The sequence below is a fragment of the Streptomyces sp. CB02980 genome (assembly GCF_014451325.2).
Lineage (GTDB): Bacteria > Actinomycetota > Actinomycetes > Streptomycetales > Streptomycetaceae > Streptomyces.
This window is the reverse complement of record NZ_JACSCH020000018.1, coordinates 118,402-134,175: the sequence shown is the minus strand read 5'-3', so window position 1 is coordinate 134,175 and position 15,774 is coordinate 118,402. Positions and strand designations below refer to the sequence as shown.

At 74.5% G+C, this 15,774-nt stretch carries 9 protein-coding genes; 4 read left to right on the top strand and 5 right to left on the bottom strand.

What is annotated here, in order from left to right; all coding sequences use genetic code 11:
* Positions 1 to 509 precede the first annotated feature (509 nt).
* Positions 510 to 1,958 carry an acyl-CoA synthetase gene (locus E0F75_RS31195; RefSeq protein WP_229314305.1) on the top strand — a complete coding sequence of 483 codons (1,449 nt, stop codon included), beginning with the start codon at positions 510 to 512 and terminating at the stop codon, positions 1,956 to 1,958.
* Between the two features lie 76 nt (positions 1,959 to 2,034).
* On the opposite strand, the gene E0F75_RS31190 is transcribed toward E0F75_RS31195, so the two are convergent.
* The 4 genes from E0F75_RS31190 to E0F75_RS31175 form a co-directional block, all read right to left on the bottom strand.
* Complete coding sequence (locus E0F75_RS31190; protein ID WP_229314304.1) at positions 2,035 to 5,721, bottom strand: S8 family serine peptidase; 3,687 nt, start codon at positions 5,719 to 5,721, stop codon at positions 2,035 to 2,037.
* 155 nt (positions 5,722 to 5,876) lie between these two features.
* On the bottom strand, positions 5,877 to 7,076 hold the full coding sequence (locus tag E0F75_RS31185; protein ID WP_229314354.1) for an MFS transporter: 1,200 nt from the start codon (positions 7,074 to 7,076) through the stop codon (positions 5,877 to 5,879).
* Positions 7,077 to 7,210: 134 nt separating this feature from the next.
* Positions 7,211 to 7,657 (bottom strand): GNAT family N-acetyltransferase, encoded by a 447-nt coding sequence (locus E0F75_RS31180; protein ID WP_229314303.1) that lies wholly within the window; start codon positions 7,655 to 7,657, stop codon positions 7,211 to 7,213.
* Positions 7,658 to 7,692: 35 nt separating this feature from the next.
* Positions 7,693 to 11,136 (bottom strand): BTAD domain-containing putative transcriptional regulator, encoded by a 3,444-nt coding sequence (locus tag E0F75_RS31175; protein WP_229314302.1) that lies wholly within the window; start codon positions 11,134 to 11,136, stop codon positions 7,693 to 7,695.
* Between the two features lie 232 nt (positions 11,137 to 11,368).
* On the opposite strand from E0F75_RS31175, the gene E0F75_RS31170 reads away from it, so the two are divergent.
* The 3 genes from E0F75_RS31170 (at position 11,369) to E0F75_RS31160 (ending at position 14,430) form a co-directional block, all read left to right on the top strand.
* Positions 11,369 to 12,136, top strand: a complete 768-nt coding sequence (locus E0F75_RS31170; protein WP_229314301.1) for an SDR family oxidoreductase — start codon at positions 11,369 to 11,371, stop codon at positions 12,134 to 12,136.
* 108 nt (positions 12,137 to 12,244) lie between these two features.
* Positions 12,245 to 12,952, top strand: coding sequence for an NAD(P)H oxidoreductase (locus E0F75_RS31165; protein WP_229314300.1), 708 nt, complete (start codon positions 12,245 to 12,247; stop codon positions 12,950 to 12,952).
* Positions 12,949 to 14,430, top strand: a complete 1,482-nt coding sequence (locus E0F75_RS31160; RefSeq protein ID WP_229314299.1) for an MFS transporter — start codon at positions 12,949 to 12,951, stop codon at positions 14,428 to 14,430. Before E0F75_RS31165 ends, E0F75_RS31160 begins: the two co-directional genes overlap by 4 nt.
* 38 nt (positions 14,431 to 14,468) lie before the next feature.
* Here E0F75_RS31160 and E0F75_RS31155 read toward each other — a convergent pair whose 3' ends face one another.
* Positions 14,469 to 15,758 carry a wax ester/triacylglycerol synthase domain-containing protein gene (locus E0F75_RS31155; protein WP_229314298.1) on the bottom strand — a complete coding sequence of 430 codons (1,290 nt, stop codon included), beginning with the start codon at positions 15,756 to 15,758 and terminating at the stop codon, positions 14,469 to 14,471.
* Positions 15,759 to 15,774 lie beyond the last annotated feature (16 nt).

Here is a 15,774-nt window from a genome sequence, read left to right as displayed (position 1 = left end):
ACGCCTTCGCCACTCACCCCCCCGTGTGGGCAATCGTCCCGCAGGGCGGGACGGGTGGGCACACGGGACGGCGCCCTCCGGCGGCGCCTCCGCCCCTCGTGCCTGGACCCGCACCACCAAGCACGGTGCACAAGGGTGCGGGTCAAGGCGCAGGCAGCCTGGGCCCGGCACGGGGCGCCGTTCCGTTGTGCCCACCCGTTCCGCCCCAGCGGAACAGTTGCCCACAACGGGGGGCGGCGGAGGCGCCGCAGCCCACAGCGCGGGCGGCGGGCGGGGGCGCGCGCCCGGCGGGTGGGCACCGCCCCTGGGGTCCCCCCGGACGGAGTCTGGGGGAGGAACAGATGCCCACAACGTGGGCGGCGGCGGAGGCGCCGCAGGCGGGGCGCGGACCGGAGGCGCCGCGGCGGGGTGGGGGAGGGATTCGGTCTCGTCGGGGTATCGCTCACCGCGGGGGCGGCGCGGCGGCAGAATGCGGGGTGGTAGACCCCCGACCCCGAGGAGTACCACCGGTGCCCGCGCTCTTTCCCGCATTGATCGGTCCGTCCGACCGGCCCGCCCTCCGCTGCGGCCCCCACACCCTCACCTACGAGGACCTGGCGCGGGCCGCCGGTGCCCTGGCGGCCCGGATCGGGGGTGCCGGGCGGGTCGCCGTCTGGGCCACGCCGACCGCGCACACGGCCGTCGCGGTCGTCGGGGCCCTGCTCGCCGGCGTGCCCGCCGTGCCGCTCAATCCGCGGACGGGCGAGCGCGAGCTGGCGCACATCCTCGACGACAGCAAGCCCACGGCCGTGCTCACCGGCGCCGAGGACGTGCTGCCCGCCGGCCTCGCCGGGCTCCCCCGGATCGTCGTGGACCTGACGGCGAGCGGCCCGCCGGTCGCGGAGGCGGCCGACGCCGAGTCCCCCGCCCTGATCGTCTACACCTCGGGCACCACCGGCCCGCCGAAGGGTGTCCTGCTGTCCCGGCGGGCGATCGCCGCCTCGCTCGACGCGCTCGCCGAGGCCTGGTCGTGGACGGCAGACGACGTCCTCGTGCACGCCCTGCCGCTGTTCCATGTGCACGGGCTGATCCTCGGGATCCTGGGGCCGCTGCGCCGGGGCGGCGAGGTCCGGCACCTGGGTGCGTTCTCGGTGGAGGGCGTGACGCGGGAGCTGGGCGGCGCAGGCGGCGGCACGATGCTGTTCGGCGTACCGACCATGTACCACCGGCTCGCGGACGCGCTCGCCGAGGACACCGGGCTGGTCCGGGCGCTGGCCGGGGCGCGGCTCCTCGTCTCCGGGTCCGCGGCGCTCCCGGTCCACGACCACGAGCGGATCGCGGCGGCGACGGGCCGGACGGTCGTGGAGCGGTACGGGATGACGGAGACGCTCATGAACACCGGCGTCCGGCCGGGCAGCGAACCGCGCCCCGGGACCGTCGGCCCCCCGCTCGCGGGCGTGGACCTGCGGCTCGTCGACGAGGACGGCTCCGTACTGAAGGAGCTCGACGGGGAGACGGTCGGCGAGGTGCAGGTGCGCGGCCCGAACCTGTTCTCCGGCTACCTCAACCGGCCCGACGCGACGGCCGCGGCCTTCGACGGCGACTGGTTCCGCACCGGCGACATGGCGGTCCTTGAGGCGGACGGCGCGGTGCGGATCGTCGGCCGCAAGGCGACCGACCTGATCAAGAGCGGCGGCTACAAGATCGGGGCGGGCGAGATCGAGAACGCGCTCCTCGACCACCCCGGGGTGCGCGAGGCGGCCGTCACCGGCGAGCCCGACCCGGACCTGGGCGAGCGGATCGTGGCCTGGGTGGTGCCGGAGGACAAGGAGAAGCCCCCGACGGCGGAGGAGCTGGCCGACCACGTCGCGAGTCTGCTCGCCCCGCACAAGCGGCCCCGGGTGGTGCGCCATCTCGACGCCCTCCCCCGCAACGACATGGGCAAGGTCCTCAAGAAGGCTTTGAAGGCCGGTAGTTGAGCGGACGGAGCCGGGCCCCCTCCCGCAGTGAGCAGGAGGGGGCCCGGACATCCGCGGCTGACAGGTGGCTACGTGGCTACTTCACGCCCACCGCGCGGATCAGTTCCTGCGTGACCGAGCCGCCCCGGTCGTCGCTCGCCCCGGCCCGCAGCGAGACGGAGGCCGCGCCGGACGGGACGCGCAGCTCGCCGTCCCAGGCGGCGCCGTGCCGCGACTTCTTGAGGGCGACCTTCGTCCAGGTCTTGCCCTCGTCGTAGGAGACCTCCAGGGTGCCGCCGGTGATGGTGCCGGTGCCGGCCGCGCCCTCCACGTACTCGGCGAAGATCCCGACGGGAAGCTTGCGTCCGGCGCGGACGTCACCGTTGATGTCGGTGTCCACGTCGAAGCCGAGGTTGAGCATCGGCAGGTACGTGACCTTGTCACCGGGGGTCTCGGCGGAGCGGAAGGTCCACTCGCTGTGGCCCTTGCCGGCGAGCCGCCAGCGCGTCGGGTCGAGCGCGGTGTCGGTGACGACCTTGTAGGTCGACTCCTCCGCCGGCGCGTCCCAGGCGTAGGCGCCGGAGCTCATCTTGCGGTCGACGCGGGTGCCGTTGACGTACACCTCGGTGTATTGGGTCATCGAGTCGTCGTTCCACACGTTGCCGAAGCCGGTGTGGTCGGTGCCGGAGTCGCCCCAGCCGGGGGTGTTGAAGCGCAGGTCGTTGCCGGTGCGCTGCTGGCCCCACCCGAGGCCGGTGCCCAGCCACGGGTGCCAGACGGGGCCGAACCAGTCGAGGTCCACCCGGCTGCCGCCCCGGTAGGACGGCGTGCCGCCGCGCTGTTCGAGGGAGTCGCCGAGGTCGACGGACTCGTGCCAGCGCTGGCCGGTGCCGGTGGAGACGTACTCGGTGCGCTCGGCCGGGAAGGAGATCCACTCCTTGAAGCCGAAGCCGATCGGGAAGGTGTCGGTGATCGAGTAGCGGAACTCGCCGCCCAGTTCCTTGCGCTTGGTGGGCGCGTAGAAGGTGGAGCGGATGGTGGCGAGTTCGTCCTCGTCGGGCCGGAAGACGAGGTCCTTGCCGATGGCACCGGGGTGGCCCTCGGAGAGGTCGTACGTGAAGGGGGTGAAGCGGGTGCCGGTCAGGTCGACGCGCTTGCCGCGGGCCGCGGCGGTGGCGAGCCGCTGGGCGTCGGCGGTGTTGACGGTGGCGACGGCGAGCGGGCGGTCCTCGTAGTCGGCGGTGCCGAAGAACTTCATCAGGCGGCCGGGCTGGTCGTCGGTGACGAACAGGGCCTTGGCGCCCGCGTCCTGGGCGTTCTGGGCGAGCTGCTTCGGGTCGGCGCCCGCGGTCAGCCGGACGAGGACGGCCTTGCCGGTGACGTTCTTGCCGGTGTACTCGGCGGGGGTTCCGGTGCCCGCGTCGACGACGCCGAGACGGTGGCCGCCCTCCAGGAGGGTGCTGCCGCCCTGCGGGGTGGCCTCGGAGAGACGGGTGCCGTCGACGCTCGCCTCCAGCATGGGCTTGCCGAGGCGCCAGACGGTCCGGTACTCGAAGGTGCCGGTGGCGGGCTTGGCGGTGGGCGCCGCGAAGATCGAGTCGTACATCGGCGGGACCTGGACGGCTCCGCCGTAGGAGGCGCCGTTGGCGTCGCGGTCGAACTCCATCAGGAGCTGCCGGGTCTCGGTGCGCTTCTCGACCTCGGCGCGGATCTCGCGGAGCTGCCGCCCGTCGAGGGTGATCTCGCGGTCACGGTCGAGGGTGATCTCCGGCGCGGTGAGGAAGCCGAGGCCGAGGGAGTCCTTGCCGTGGGAGCCGCGGACGTCGAGGAAGGTGTCGACGGTGTACGTGCCGGGCTTGAGGCGCAGTTCGAGGGTGCCGGACTCGCCGACCGTGGCCGGGAAGGGGTCGACGCCCTGGGTGAGCCGCTGCACGCCCAGGTAGGCGGGGGTGGGGGCGCCGTCGCGGTCCTTGACGTGGACGGTGAGGGTGTAGCGCTCCTCCTCCTTCACCAGGCCGAGCGCGGTGTGCGCGACGACGGTGCCGGCGGCGGTGGCGGTGACCCGGCCGGAGGACTGGCCGACGGGGGCCTTGGCACCGTCACCGGTGACGGTGGTGCTCGCGGTCCCGTGGGCGGGGACGGTGAGGGCGGTGTCGGCGAGGGCGGCGACACCGGCCGGCATGCCCTCGACGGCCAGGTTCAGCTCGACCGGGGCGTCGGAGGAGTTGGTGTAGGTGACGGTCTTCGTGACCGGCTTGTTCGACTCGTACGGCCAGGCGACGAAGCCGAGGTCGGCGGAGCCGGTCGCGGTGACGTTCGCGGCGATCGCGGCGGCCACGTCGACCCGGCCGGAGCCGAGTGCGTACGAGGAGGCGTCGAGCGTCTTCGACGAGGACATCAACGCGCTCTTGAGCTGGGCGCCGGTCCAGTCGGGGTGCCGCTCGGCGAGCAGGGCGGCGACACCGGCGACGTGCGGGGTCGCCATCGACGTACCGCTCATGGAGGTGTAGAGGCCGCTGCCGGAGACGAGCTGGGAGCGGGCGGCGAGGATGCCCACGCCGGGCGCCGACAGGTCGGGCTTGAGGGCCTGGTCGCCGTAGCGGGGGCCCTGGCTCGTGAAGTAGGCGGCCTCGTCGGCGGAGTCGACGGCGCCGATGGTGAGGGCGGAGTCGGCGGCGCCGGGCGAGCCGATGGAGCCGGGGGCGCCGGAGTTGCCGGCGGCGATGACAAAAAGGGCGCCGGTCTCGGCGGTGAGGGTGTTGACGGCCTGGGCCATCGGGTCGGTGCCGTCGCTGGCTTCGCGGGAGCCGAGGCTCATCGAGACGATCTTCGCGTCGATGTCCTTGGCGGCCCACTCCATGCCGGCGATGATCTCCGACTCGGAGCCGGAGCCCTCGTCGCTGAGGACCTTGCCGACGGCGAGGGTGGCGCCGGGGGCGACGCCCTTCTCCTTGCCGTCGGAGCCGGCGCCGCTGCCGCCGACGGTGGAGGCGACGTGGGTGCCGTGGCCGTTGCGGTCGGCGACCTCCTGGCCGGCGATGAACGACTTGGACTCGGTGACCCGGCCCGCGAGGTCGGGGTGGGCGAGGTCGGCGCCGGTGTCGAGGACGGCGACCTTCACGCCCTTGCCGGTGAGCCCGGCCTCCCAGGCCTTCGGGGTGCCGATCTGCGCGTTGGACTCGGCCATGGCGGCCTTGACCCGGCCGTCGAGCCAGACCTTGGCGGGGGCGGCGGTCCGCGCGGCCGGGGCGGCGGTGAAGCCCTGCCAGAAGGCGGCGGGGTCGGTGGCGGTGACGGCGGCGCCCCCGATGCTGGGCAGCGGGCGGACGGTCTCGGCACCGCGCGGGGTCGCCGCGGCGGTACGGGCGCCCTTGCCGCCGTAGGTGACGATCAGCGGCAGGTCGCCGGTGATGCCCTGCTCGACGAGGCCGGTGACGTCGAAGAGGCGCGGGTCGAGCGCGCCGGAGGCCAGGTAGGGGCGGGCCTCGTCGGGGACGACGGTGACCCGGCCATTGGCGATCTGGCTGCGTATCGCGCCGGTGGCGCCCTTGGCCCGGTCGACGGTGACGGTCTGCTGCCCGCCGCCGAGGTCGGTGAGGGTGACGCGGTCGCCGGTGACGAGGGTGACGGTGGTGCTCGCCGCCGCGCCCTTGAAGGTGTCCGGTACGGCTGAGGCGGTGGTCCCGGCGGCGGCGGTCTGCCCGGCCGAGAGCATCACGAGGGAGATGCCCGCGGCGATCAGCGCGGCCCTCCCTCTGTCGAAGGGCGTGGTCCTCGACGTCATCGTTCGAACTCCTCGTGGACCCGGGGTAGGGGGTGTTTCCGGGTGCCGCGAGGAGTCTTGGCCAGGTGGACGGGAGTTGACTCCGTTCGGTCCTGGCGGTTATGTGCCGTGGCGGCCAACCGCCAGAACAGGACGTGCCGTTCGGGGAGAATTGCTCACGGAGTCGGGTCGAGCGCGTCGTACCGGCGGAAACCGCGCCCGTACAGGGCGAGGACACCGACCGCGACGACACAGGCGATTCCGCCGCCCGTGACGGCGACCGCGGGCGAGGTCAGATCGGCCACGGAGCCCGCGAGGAAGTCCCCGAGCCGGGGCCCGCCGGCGACCACCACGATGAACACGCCCTGGAGCCGGCCGCGCATCTCGTCCGGCGCCGCGACCTGCATCATCGTGTTGCGGAAGATCATCGAGACGGTGTCGGAGTAGCCGGCGAGGGCGAGCAGGAGCAGCGCCGGCCAGAGGTTCCGGGTGAGCCCGAAGACGGCGATGGCGGTCCCCCAGCAGGCGACGGCGATCAGGATCGCCTGCCCGTGGTGCCGGATGCGTCCCTGCCAGCCGGAGAACACCCCGCCGAGCAGCGCCCCGAACGCGGGCGCGGCGACGAGGAGTCCGGCGGTCTTCGCGTCGCCGCCGAACCAGAGCACGGCGACGGCGGGGAACAGGGCGCGGGGGTGGGCGAGGATCATCGCGCAGAAGTCCGAGAAGAACGTCATACGGAGGTTGGGACGGGTCGCGAGGAACCGCAGCCCGTCGAGTACGGAGGCCCGCTTACCGCCCCCCTTCCGGTCCGGGAGCATCGACGGCAGCCGCCACATCGCGTACAGGCTCGCGGCGAAGGCGACGGCGTCGACGAGGTACGCGGTCTGGTACCCGGCGAACCCGACGATCAGCCCGCCGAGGCTCGGCCCGACGAGCATGCCGAAGGTCGTGACCATCGAGTTCAGCGCGTTGGCGGCGCGCAGCTGCTCGGGCGGCAGGAGCCGGGGGATCATCGAGGAACGGGCGGGCGAGTTGAGCGCGGCACAGACGGCCTGCAGGGCGACGATCCCGTAGAGGAACCAGACCCGGTGGAACCCGGCGAACGCGGCGGTGGCGAGCGCGACCGAGAGCGCGGCGGAACCGCAGGCGCTGTAGAGCCCGAGCTTGCGGCGGTCGACGGTGTCGGCGATGGCGCCGCCGTAGAGCCCGAAGACGACGAGCGGGACGAGCGAGAACAGCCCGACGAGCCCGACGGAGAAGGGCGACCGGGTGATGTCGTACACCTGGAGGGAGACGGCGAGCGATGTCATCCCCTGCCCGACCCAGGAGACGGTGCTGCCGAACCAGAGGCGGCGGTAGTGGACGGAGGTCCGCAGCGGGGTGAGATCGGCGAAGAGCCGACGGCGCTCGGGGGCGGGGGCCTGGGACTCGGAGGACTGGGAGGGCTGGGAGGGCTGGGAGGGCTGGGAGGGCTGGGAATCGGAGGGCTGCGACCGCGGCCGGGTGGCGGTCACGCGATGTCGTAACGGAGCTCGGGACGCTCCCAGTGGACGTGACCGGTGGGCGGGACGGTCCCGGTCCGGACGGCGCCGGTGCGCAGATAGAACTCCTCGGCGGGCGGATGCGCGACGACCCGCACGGACGTGAGCCCGGCGGCCCTGGCCTGCCCGGCCATGTGCTCCATGAGCAGCCGCCCGATGCCGAGCCCCTGCGCGCTGTCGGCGACGAAGGCGAGGTCGAGCTCGGCGTCGTCGACGAGCAGCGCGTAGAACCCGAGCACCCGGTCGCTCGCGTCGACGGCGACGAACACGGGATGGTGCTCGATGTACGCACCCCCGACCTGGTACCCCTCGACCATCGTGGCGTAGTCCCCCCGATAGGCCCGGGAGCTCCTGACCAGCCGGGTGAGCCGCTTGGAATCGTCGGCGACGGCACGCCGGACAGTGAACTCGGACATGGGGCGAGTATAGGGGTGGGAGGGGCAGTTGATCCTTACGTTTTGGTCAAGCGTTCAAGCGTCGGATCCGGGGCCTGCGCGGGCAGCCCCGCCTCCGTCACCGCCTGTTCGTGGGGCAGGGTCGTGCCGTGGGTGAAGGTCCTCGTGTAGGACTGCGGGCCCAGGGTCGCGCGGGCCGTCGTCTCCGTGGCGTCGACGTCCGATCGTTCCGCCGGGGGCAGGGGCGCGCCCGTCGAGGCCCGGAGGGCCGATGCCGTGCCGAGCAGGAGGGCGGCCCCCTTCGCCCGGCCCGCGCCCGCGTGGGCCGAGGCCAGGCCCTCCAGGGCGAGCGCGACCGCGCGCGGGTCACCGGAGGTCAGGGCGGTGCCGTAGCCCTCCTCCTGGAGTCTCAGCGCGCCCGCCGCGTCGCCGCGCGCCAGTGCCGAGAAGCCCAGCTCGGCCAGGATCAGCGCGTTGGCCGAGTCGAGGCCGACCGCCCGGTGCCAGTCGAGGACCTCCCTCATGTGCGCCTCGGCCTCGTCGACCAGGCCCTCGCGTCGGGCACCCAGGCCGAGGCCGAGCACCGCGTTGATCTCGCCCGCCCGGAACCCGACCTCGACCGCCCGCTCCCGCGCCGCCGCGTGGTACGCCCGCGCCTCGGCCAGATCGCCTCTCAGCAGGGCCGTACGCCCGATCCCGGCCAGCAGGTCCGGCACCTCGGTCGTCAGGCCGAGGCCCTCCGCCGCCGCCAGGCCCGCCCGCTTGAGCCGGTCCGCGCGCTCGTACTCCCCGTGGATCTCGGCGACCGTCGCCAGCGGGTACACCGACCACAGCCGGCAGCACGCGTCGCCGACCTCCGCGAACAGCGCGTCCGACCCGGCCGCGTCCTCCTCCGCGCCCGCCACGTCGCCGCCGAGCAGCCGCTGCACCGAGCGATCCGCGAGCGCCGCCGCCTCGACCCAGCGGTCCCCGTGGGCCCGGGCCCCGTCGAGCGCCTCCCCCGTCAGTCGGCCGCCCTCGCTCTGGCTGCCCGTCCCGCAGAGCGCGTGCGCGAGGAACCAGCGCGCCCACGCGTGGTCCGAGGGGCGGAGCGGCTCGGCCTCGTCGTGGGCCGTGAGGGCCTTCGCGATCCGCTGCCGCCGGTCCGTGCCGTCGCCGCCCATGATCGCCAGACCCGTGCGCCAGACCTCCACGCGGGCGCGGAGCGAGGCCTGTTCGGGCCGCGCCGCGCCCTCCTGGTCCGGGAGCACCGCCCGCAGCGCCGCCGTCGCCGAGCGGAGCGCCTCGCCGAGGCGGCCCCGCATGACCCAGTACCAGGCGAGCGCGTCGACGAGCCGGAGCGCCGCCTCGGCGTTCCGCCCGGTGCCGGGCGCGGCGAGCGCCCGGTCCAGGGCGGCCCGCAGGTTCGACGTCTCGGCGTCGAGGTGGGCGAGCCGGCGGCGCTGGCCGGGGCCGCGCAGGGCGGGCTCGGCGTCCTCGGCCAGCAGCAGGTAGTGGGTCAGGTGCCGGTCCCGTACGGCCTCCGTCTCGCCCGCGCCCTCAAGCCGTTCGAGGCAGTACGCGGCGACGGACTCCAGGAGCCGGTAGCGCGGTCCGTCCGGACCGTCGACCGCCACGACGAGCGAGCGGTCGACGAGGCGGGCGAGCAGTCCGAGGACGTCCCCGGCGGACACCTCTTCGGAACCTCCCGATTCCGCACCTCCCGATTCCGTGCCTCCGGATGCCGCGTCTCCCGATTCCGCGCCTCCGGATGCCGCGTCTCCCGATGCCACGTCTCCGGATGCCGCGTCTCCCGACGTCGCCCCGTCCGCGCACACCTCCTCCGCCGCCCCCAGCGTGCAGCCCTCCGCGTGAACGGCCAGGCGCCGCAGCACCGTTCGCTCCTGCTCGCCGAGCAGCTCCCAGCTCCAGTCGATGACCGCCCGCAGGGTCTGCTGCCGGGCCGGCGCGCCGCGCAGCCCCGCGTCGAGGAGGCGGAAGCGGTCGTCGAGCCGCGCCAGGAGCCCGTGCACCCCGAGGGCCCGGACGCGGGTGGCGGCCAGTTCCAGGGCGAGGGGGATGCCGTCGAGGCGACGGCAGATGGCCCGTACCGCCTCCTGGGTGGCGGGGTCGAGGGCCGCGCCGGACCCGAACCCGGGTGCCGAGGCCGCCGCCCGCGCCGTGAACAGTTCCACCGCGCCGTCCCCGTCGAGCGGCTCCACCGCCCACAGCGTCTCGCCCGCGAGGGCGAGCGGCTCCTGGCTGGTCGTCAGGACGACCAGACCGGGCGCGGTGCGCAGCAGCAGCTCGGCGAGCGAGGCCGCCTCGTCGACGACGTGTTCGCAGTTGTCGAGGACGAGCAGCGTGCGCCTGCCGCGCAGGACCTCGGCCAGCCGTTCGGCCGTGGTGAGCGCCCTCTCCCCCTCGGGCCGCAGCCCCCACACCCCGTCGTCGCGGAGTTCGAGCGCGGCGGCGACGACCTCGGCGAGCTCCCCGCGTGCGCCGGCGAACTCGACGAGCCACACCCCGTCCGCGAACTCCTCGCGCGCCCGCCCGGCCGCCTCCACGGCGAGCCGGGTCTTCCCGACCCCGCCGGGCCCGGTGAGCGTGACGAGCCGCCGCTCGGTGAGCAGCTCCCGCACCTCGGCCACGGCCGCGTCGCGTCCGACGATCCCGGTGAGCGGCTTGAACAGATTGCCCCGCACGGGACTCCCGCTCGCGGTCGGCCGTGGCGTCGCACGGACCGCGGCGGACGGCGCGGCCGCCGGCGCCGAGAGCGAGGCGTCCTGTCGCAGCATCGCCGCGTGGAGCGCGGCCAGTTCGGGGCTCGGGTCGAGGCCGAGCTCGTCGGCGAGGAGGGTGCGCAGCTCCTCGTACCCGGCGAGCGCCTCGCTCTGCCGCCCCGCCCGGTAGAGGGCCCGCAGCTGCACCGCCCGTAGCCGCTCGCGCAGCGGATGCAGGGCGAGGAGCTCCGCCAACTCCCCGGCCAGTACGTCCTGTTCGCCGGAGTCCAGGCGCGCCTCTGCCAGTGTCTCTCGGACGACGAGCCGTTCCTCCTCCAGCCGGTCGGCCGCGGCCCGCGCGAACGGCTCCTCCGCGAACTCGGCGAACGCCGGGCCCCGCCACAGGCCGAGCGCCTCGCCGAGCAGCACGGCCCTGTCGCGCGGGTCCGCCGTCTCCCGCGCCCGGGCGGCGAGCCGCGCGAACTCATGGGCGTCCAGGGCTCCTTCGGGTACAGCGAGGAGATAGCCGGGCGCCTGCGTGACGACGAGCTCGCGCCCGCCGGGCTCGGCCTCCTCGAAGGCACGGCGCAGCTGGGAGACCTTGGCCTGGAGGGCCCGCAGCGGGTTGCCGGGCGGCTCGTCGCCCCACAGGTCGTCGACGAGCCGGAACGCGGAGACCGGTCGGCCCGCGTCGACAAGGAGCGCGGCGAGCAGGGCCCGCACCTTGAGCTCGGGGACCCGGACGGGTGTGCCGTCCTCGGTCCGTACGGCCGTCTCCCCCAGCACCGCGAATCGCATACGGCCACCGTAACCCGGCGTCGATCACCCGCCCGAGCCGGTCCGAGCAGGCCCCCGCGGCCCCCCTTCGTCCAGGACGGGCCCGGCCCGAACAGGCCCGCTCCGCACCCGAACCCGGCCCGCTCCCCACCCGAACCCGGCCCGAACAGAACCCGAGCCGTTCCCGAACAGCCGGCCGCCAGAGTCATCCCTGTCAGCAGGAAGCGACACACGGAACACCAAGGAGCAGGACATGAGCAGCAACAAGCCCCTCGCCGGCAAGACCGCCCTCGTCACCGGCGGCAGCCGCGGCATCGGCCGGGCGATCGCCCTCCGCCTCGGCGCGGACGGCGCCCGGGTCGGCGTCCACTACGCCAGCAACGAGACGGCCGCGAAGGAGACGGTCGCCGCGATCGAGGCGGCCGGCGGCTCCGCCTTCGCCGTCCGCACCGAACTGGGCGTCCCCGGCGACGCCGACGCCCTCTGGGCGGCCTTCGACGCGGAGACCGAGGGCGACCACGGTCTCGACATCCTGGTCAACAACGCCGGGATCGCCGGGCCCGGCCTGATCCACGAGGTCGAGGAGGCCGACTACGACCGGGTGTTCGCGGTCAACGCCAAGGCGCCGTTCTTCATCATCCAGAAGGGCCTCGACCGGCTCCGCGACGGCGGCAGGATCATCAACATCTCCTCCGGAGTCACCAAGGTCGCCTTCCCCGGCATGACCTCGTACGCCGCCGCCAAGGGCGCCGTCGAGGTGCTGACCCTGACCCTGGCCCAGACCCTCGGCTCCCGGGACATCACGGTCAACGCGGTCTCGCCGGGCACGATCGAGACCGACATCCACCCGTGGATGGCCGACCCCGCCGCCAAGGCGCACGCCGCCGGGTTCTCGGTCTTCAACCGGGTCGGGCAGCCGGGCGACGTGGCCGATGTCGTCGGCTTCCTCGCCTCCGACGACGCCCGCTGGGTCACCGGCCAGAACATCGACGCGAGCGGCGGCTCCGGCCTCGGCCTCTGACGGCCCCGGTGCCGGCCACCCAAGGGCGGGCCCGCGACCACTCCAGGCCCGCCCCGCCCCCCGAACGCGCCCACGCCCCTCCCCACCCATGTGAAGGAACCCCAGGTCATGGCAGCTCACACGCTCCTCGTCCTCGCCCACCCCCGTACCGACTCGCTCACCGCCCAGGTCGCCGCCAGGCTGCACGCCCGCCTCAAGGACGAGGGCGGCACCGTCGACGTACTCGACCTGTACGCCGAGGGGTTCGACCCGGTGCTCCGCCCGGAGGACGAGCCGGACTGGGAGAACCGCGAGAAGGCCTATTCCCCCGAGGTCCACGCCCACATGGACCGCATCCTGGCCGCCGACGACATCGTGGTCGTCTTCCCGGTCTGGTGGTTCACCCCGCCGGCCATCCTCAAGGGCTGGATCGACCGGGTCTGGAACTACGGCTTCGCGTACGGCCGGAGCCGCCCCCGGCTGGCCGGGAAGAGGCTGCTCTGGCTGGCCCTGATGGGCGGGACGCCCGAGGAGATCGAGCGGCTCGGCATGACCGACGCGCTCGGTCTGATGCTGGTGACCGGCATCTCCGAGTTCTGCGGACTCCCGGACGCCGCCCTCCGGGTCCTGCACGGCACCGAACTCTCGGGGATCCCTGCGGAGTTGCGGGCGGCCCGGGTCACCGAACTGCTGGACGAGGCCGATCGGACCCTGGCGGAGGAACTTCTCGGCGCGACCGCCACCACCGCCGCGACCGCGATCGCGACCGCCACCACCGAGCACACCGCCACCGCCACCGCCACCGAGCACACCGTGAACGAGGAGCCGGCACGATGACCACGACCCTCGCGGAGAACACCGCGACACCGCCCCGGGCCGGAGCCCGCCAGTGGTTCGGCCTCGCCGTCCTCCTCCTCCCCGTCACCCTGATGACCGCCGACCTCGGTGTGCTGTGGCTCGCCACCCCGTACCTCTCGGCCGATCTCCGGCCCAGCGGCGCCCAGTTGCTCTGGATCACCGACATCTACGGCTTCCTCACCGCCGCCACCCTCGTGATCATGGGAACGCTCGGTGACCGGCTCGGCCGCCGCAAGCTCCTGATGGCCGGATCGGCCGGCTTCCTGCTCGCCTCCGTCCTCGCCGCGTACGCCCCGAACGCCGGGACGCTGATCGCGGCCCGCGCCCTCCTCGGCATCGCCGGGGCGGCGGTCCTCCCCTCCACGCTCGCCCTGATCAGCCACATGTTCGCGGACGCCCGGCAGCGGGCCACCGCCATCGCGATGTGGGTGACCGCCCTCTCGGTCGGGCTCGCGATCGGACCGGTGATCGGCGGCGTACTGCTCGACTCCTGGTGGTGGGGCTCGGTCTTCCTGATGGGCCTGCCGGTCATGCTGATCGCGCTGGTCACGGCGCCGCTGCTGCTCCCCGAGTACCGCGACCCGAACCCCGGGCGTCTCGACCCGGCGAGCGTGCTGCTCTTCCTCCTCGCGGTCCTGCCGCTGGTGTACGGCGTCAAGTCCCTCGCCGCGCACGGCCCGACGGCCGAGGCGGGCATCGCCTTCGCCCTGGGACTGACCTTCACGACCCTCTTCGTCCGCCGCCAGCACCGTCTGGAGTCCCCGCTCCTCGACCTGCGGCTGTTCAAGAACCGGGCCTTCACCGGCGCCCTGCTCACGCTGCTCCTGGGCATGACCGCGCTCAACGGCGTCGAGTACCTGGTCCCGCAGTACCTCCAGGCGGTCGCCGGACTGCCGCCGCTCGACGCCGGACTGTGGCTGCTGCCCGGAGCGGCGGGGCTGATCGCCGGCTCGCAGCTGACCCCCTTCGTGGCGCGGAGGATCCGCCCGGCGTACGTCCTCGCCGGCGGGCTCCTGATCTCGCTGGCCGGGTACGCGGTGATCGCCCTGGCCGAAGGGGTGACCGTGGCCGCCCTCGGCCTCGCGGTCATCATGTTCGGCGCGGCCCCGATCAGCGTCCTGGGAACGGCCCTCGCGGTCGGCACCGCCCCGGCCGAGAAGGCGGGCGCGGCGGCCGCGACCGGCCAGACGGCCTACGACCTGGGGCTCGCCCTGGGCATCGCGGTCACCGGCAGTGTGGCGGTCGCCGTCTACCGGGGCGGCATCCCGGCGGACGCGCCCGCCGCGGCCCACGAGAGCGTGGGCGCGGCCCTTGCCCTGCCGGACGAGGGGCTGCGGGAGCAGGCCCGGGAGGCCTTCACGACGGCCCTCCACTCGGCCTCGGCCCTGAGCGCGGTGTTCGCCCTGGTGACGGCGGCCGTGGTCCTGACCCTGCTCCGCAAGGTCCCCCGCTCCTGACCGATCCCCCGGCGCCTGCCACGAGCCGCTCGCCGCGCCTACCGCGCGGCGAGCGGCTCGCGTGGTGCCTCCGACGCCGCCTCGTACCCCTCAAGTGCCGCCAGCCAGGCCCCCGGCAGCCGCTCGGCGCCCGCGAGCGCGGTGTCGGTGAGGAAGGTGACGTGGAGGCGGCGCCGGTGGACGGTCCAGGCGACGAAAAGGGGCTGGCCCGGGACCATGACCGGCAGTGCGTACACCCCGGTGGCGGGGGCGCCGTCGAAGCCCAGGGGGCGCCGTACCCTCAGGTCGGCGACGCTCAGCGGCGTGCTGCGGGCGTCGACGCTCCGCGCGAGCGCCAGCCTTCCGACCCGGTACGGAAGTTTCCGCAGGATCACCCGGTGCGCGTCCGCGAGGCGGCCGAGCCGTGCGGGGTCGAGGGCCCGGCCGATGAGGTCGAGCCGCCGGGCCGGGTCGGGCTCGCCGCAGGGGAGGTCGATCCCGGCGACGGCCACCCTGTTGCCGAGGAGGGGGCGGGGGTCGCCGGGGTCGCGGACGCCGATGCCGAGGTTGGTGCGGAGCCCCCGGCCGTGCCCCGGGCCGCCGGGGTGCCAGTCGTGCGGGTGCCAGGCGCGCAGTGCCTCGGCCGTCAGGGCCAGGCACAACTGCGGGACGGTGGCCCCGACCCGTCGCCCGAGGGCGTGGAGCCTGGCCGTGTCGATGTCGGCGAACCCGGCGGCGTACGCCTGGGAGGGCGGGGTGCCGAGGGCGGACCACCAGGTGTTCCGGCGCGGCGGCCGGAACTCGGGCAGTACGGCCGCCCAGGCCACGGGCCGGGGCGGCCGGAAGGCGAGAGCCCGGGGGCGCGGCAACTCCTCGGGGCCGAGGAGGAGTTCCAGGGTGGCGACGGCGGCGGCCCCGTCCTGGAAGGCGTGATGGGCCCGGTAGCAGAGCCCGTATCCGCCGCCCGCCCGGTGGACGAGCCAGAGCCCCCACAAGGGGCGGTCCCGCGGCAGGGGTTGCCGCAGCAACTCGGCGGCGACCGCCGACAGGTCCGTGGAGCCGGTTAGCTCGTACAGGTGACGGTCGGGTTCGAACCGGTGGTCCGGCTCCCAGCGCGGGCGCCCGGCGCTCCCCGCCAGCCGGTGGCGGAGCTCCGGGAGCCGGTCGAGGCGGCGTCTCAGATGGTCCGACAGACGGGCCCGGGAGGGTGGTTCGCCGTCGAGGACGACCAGGCCGCCGAGGTGCAGCGCGGAGTCCGCCGTGTGCAGCGCCGCCACGTCGAGGGAGAGCCGGTCGAGCACCGAGAGGGGCAGGGAGCCGGAAGATCGAACTGGATCTGAAGATCGCACAGGGCGCTACGATACG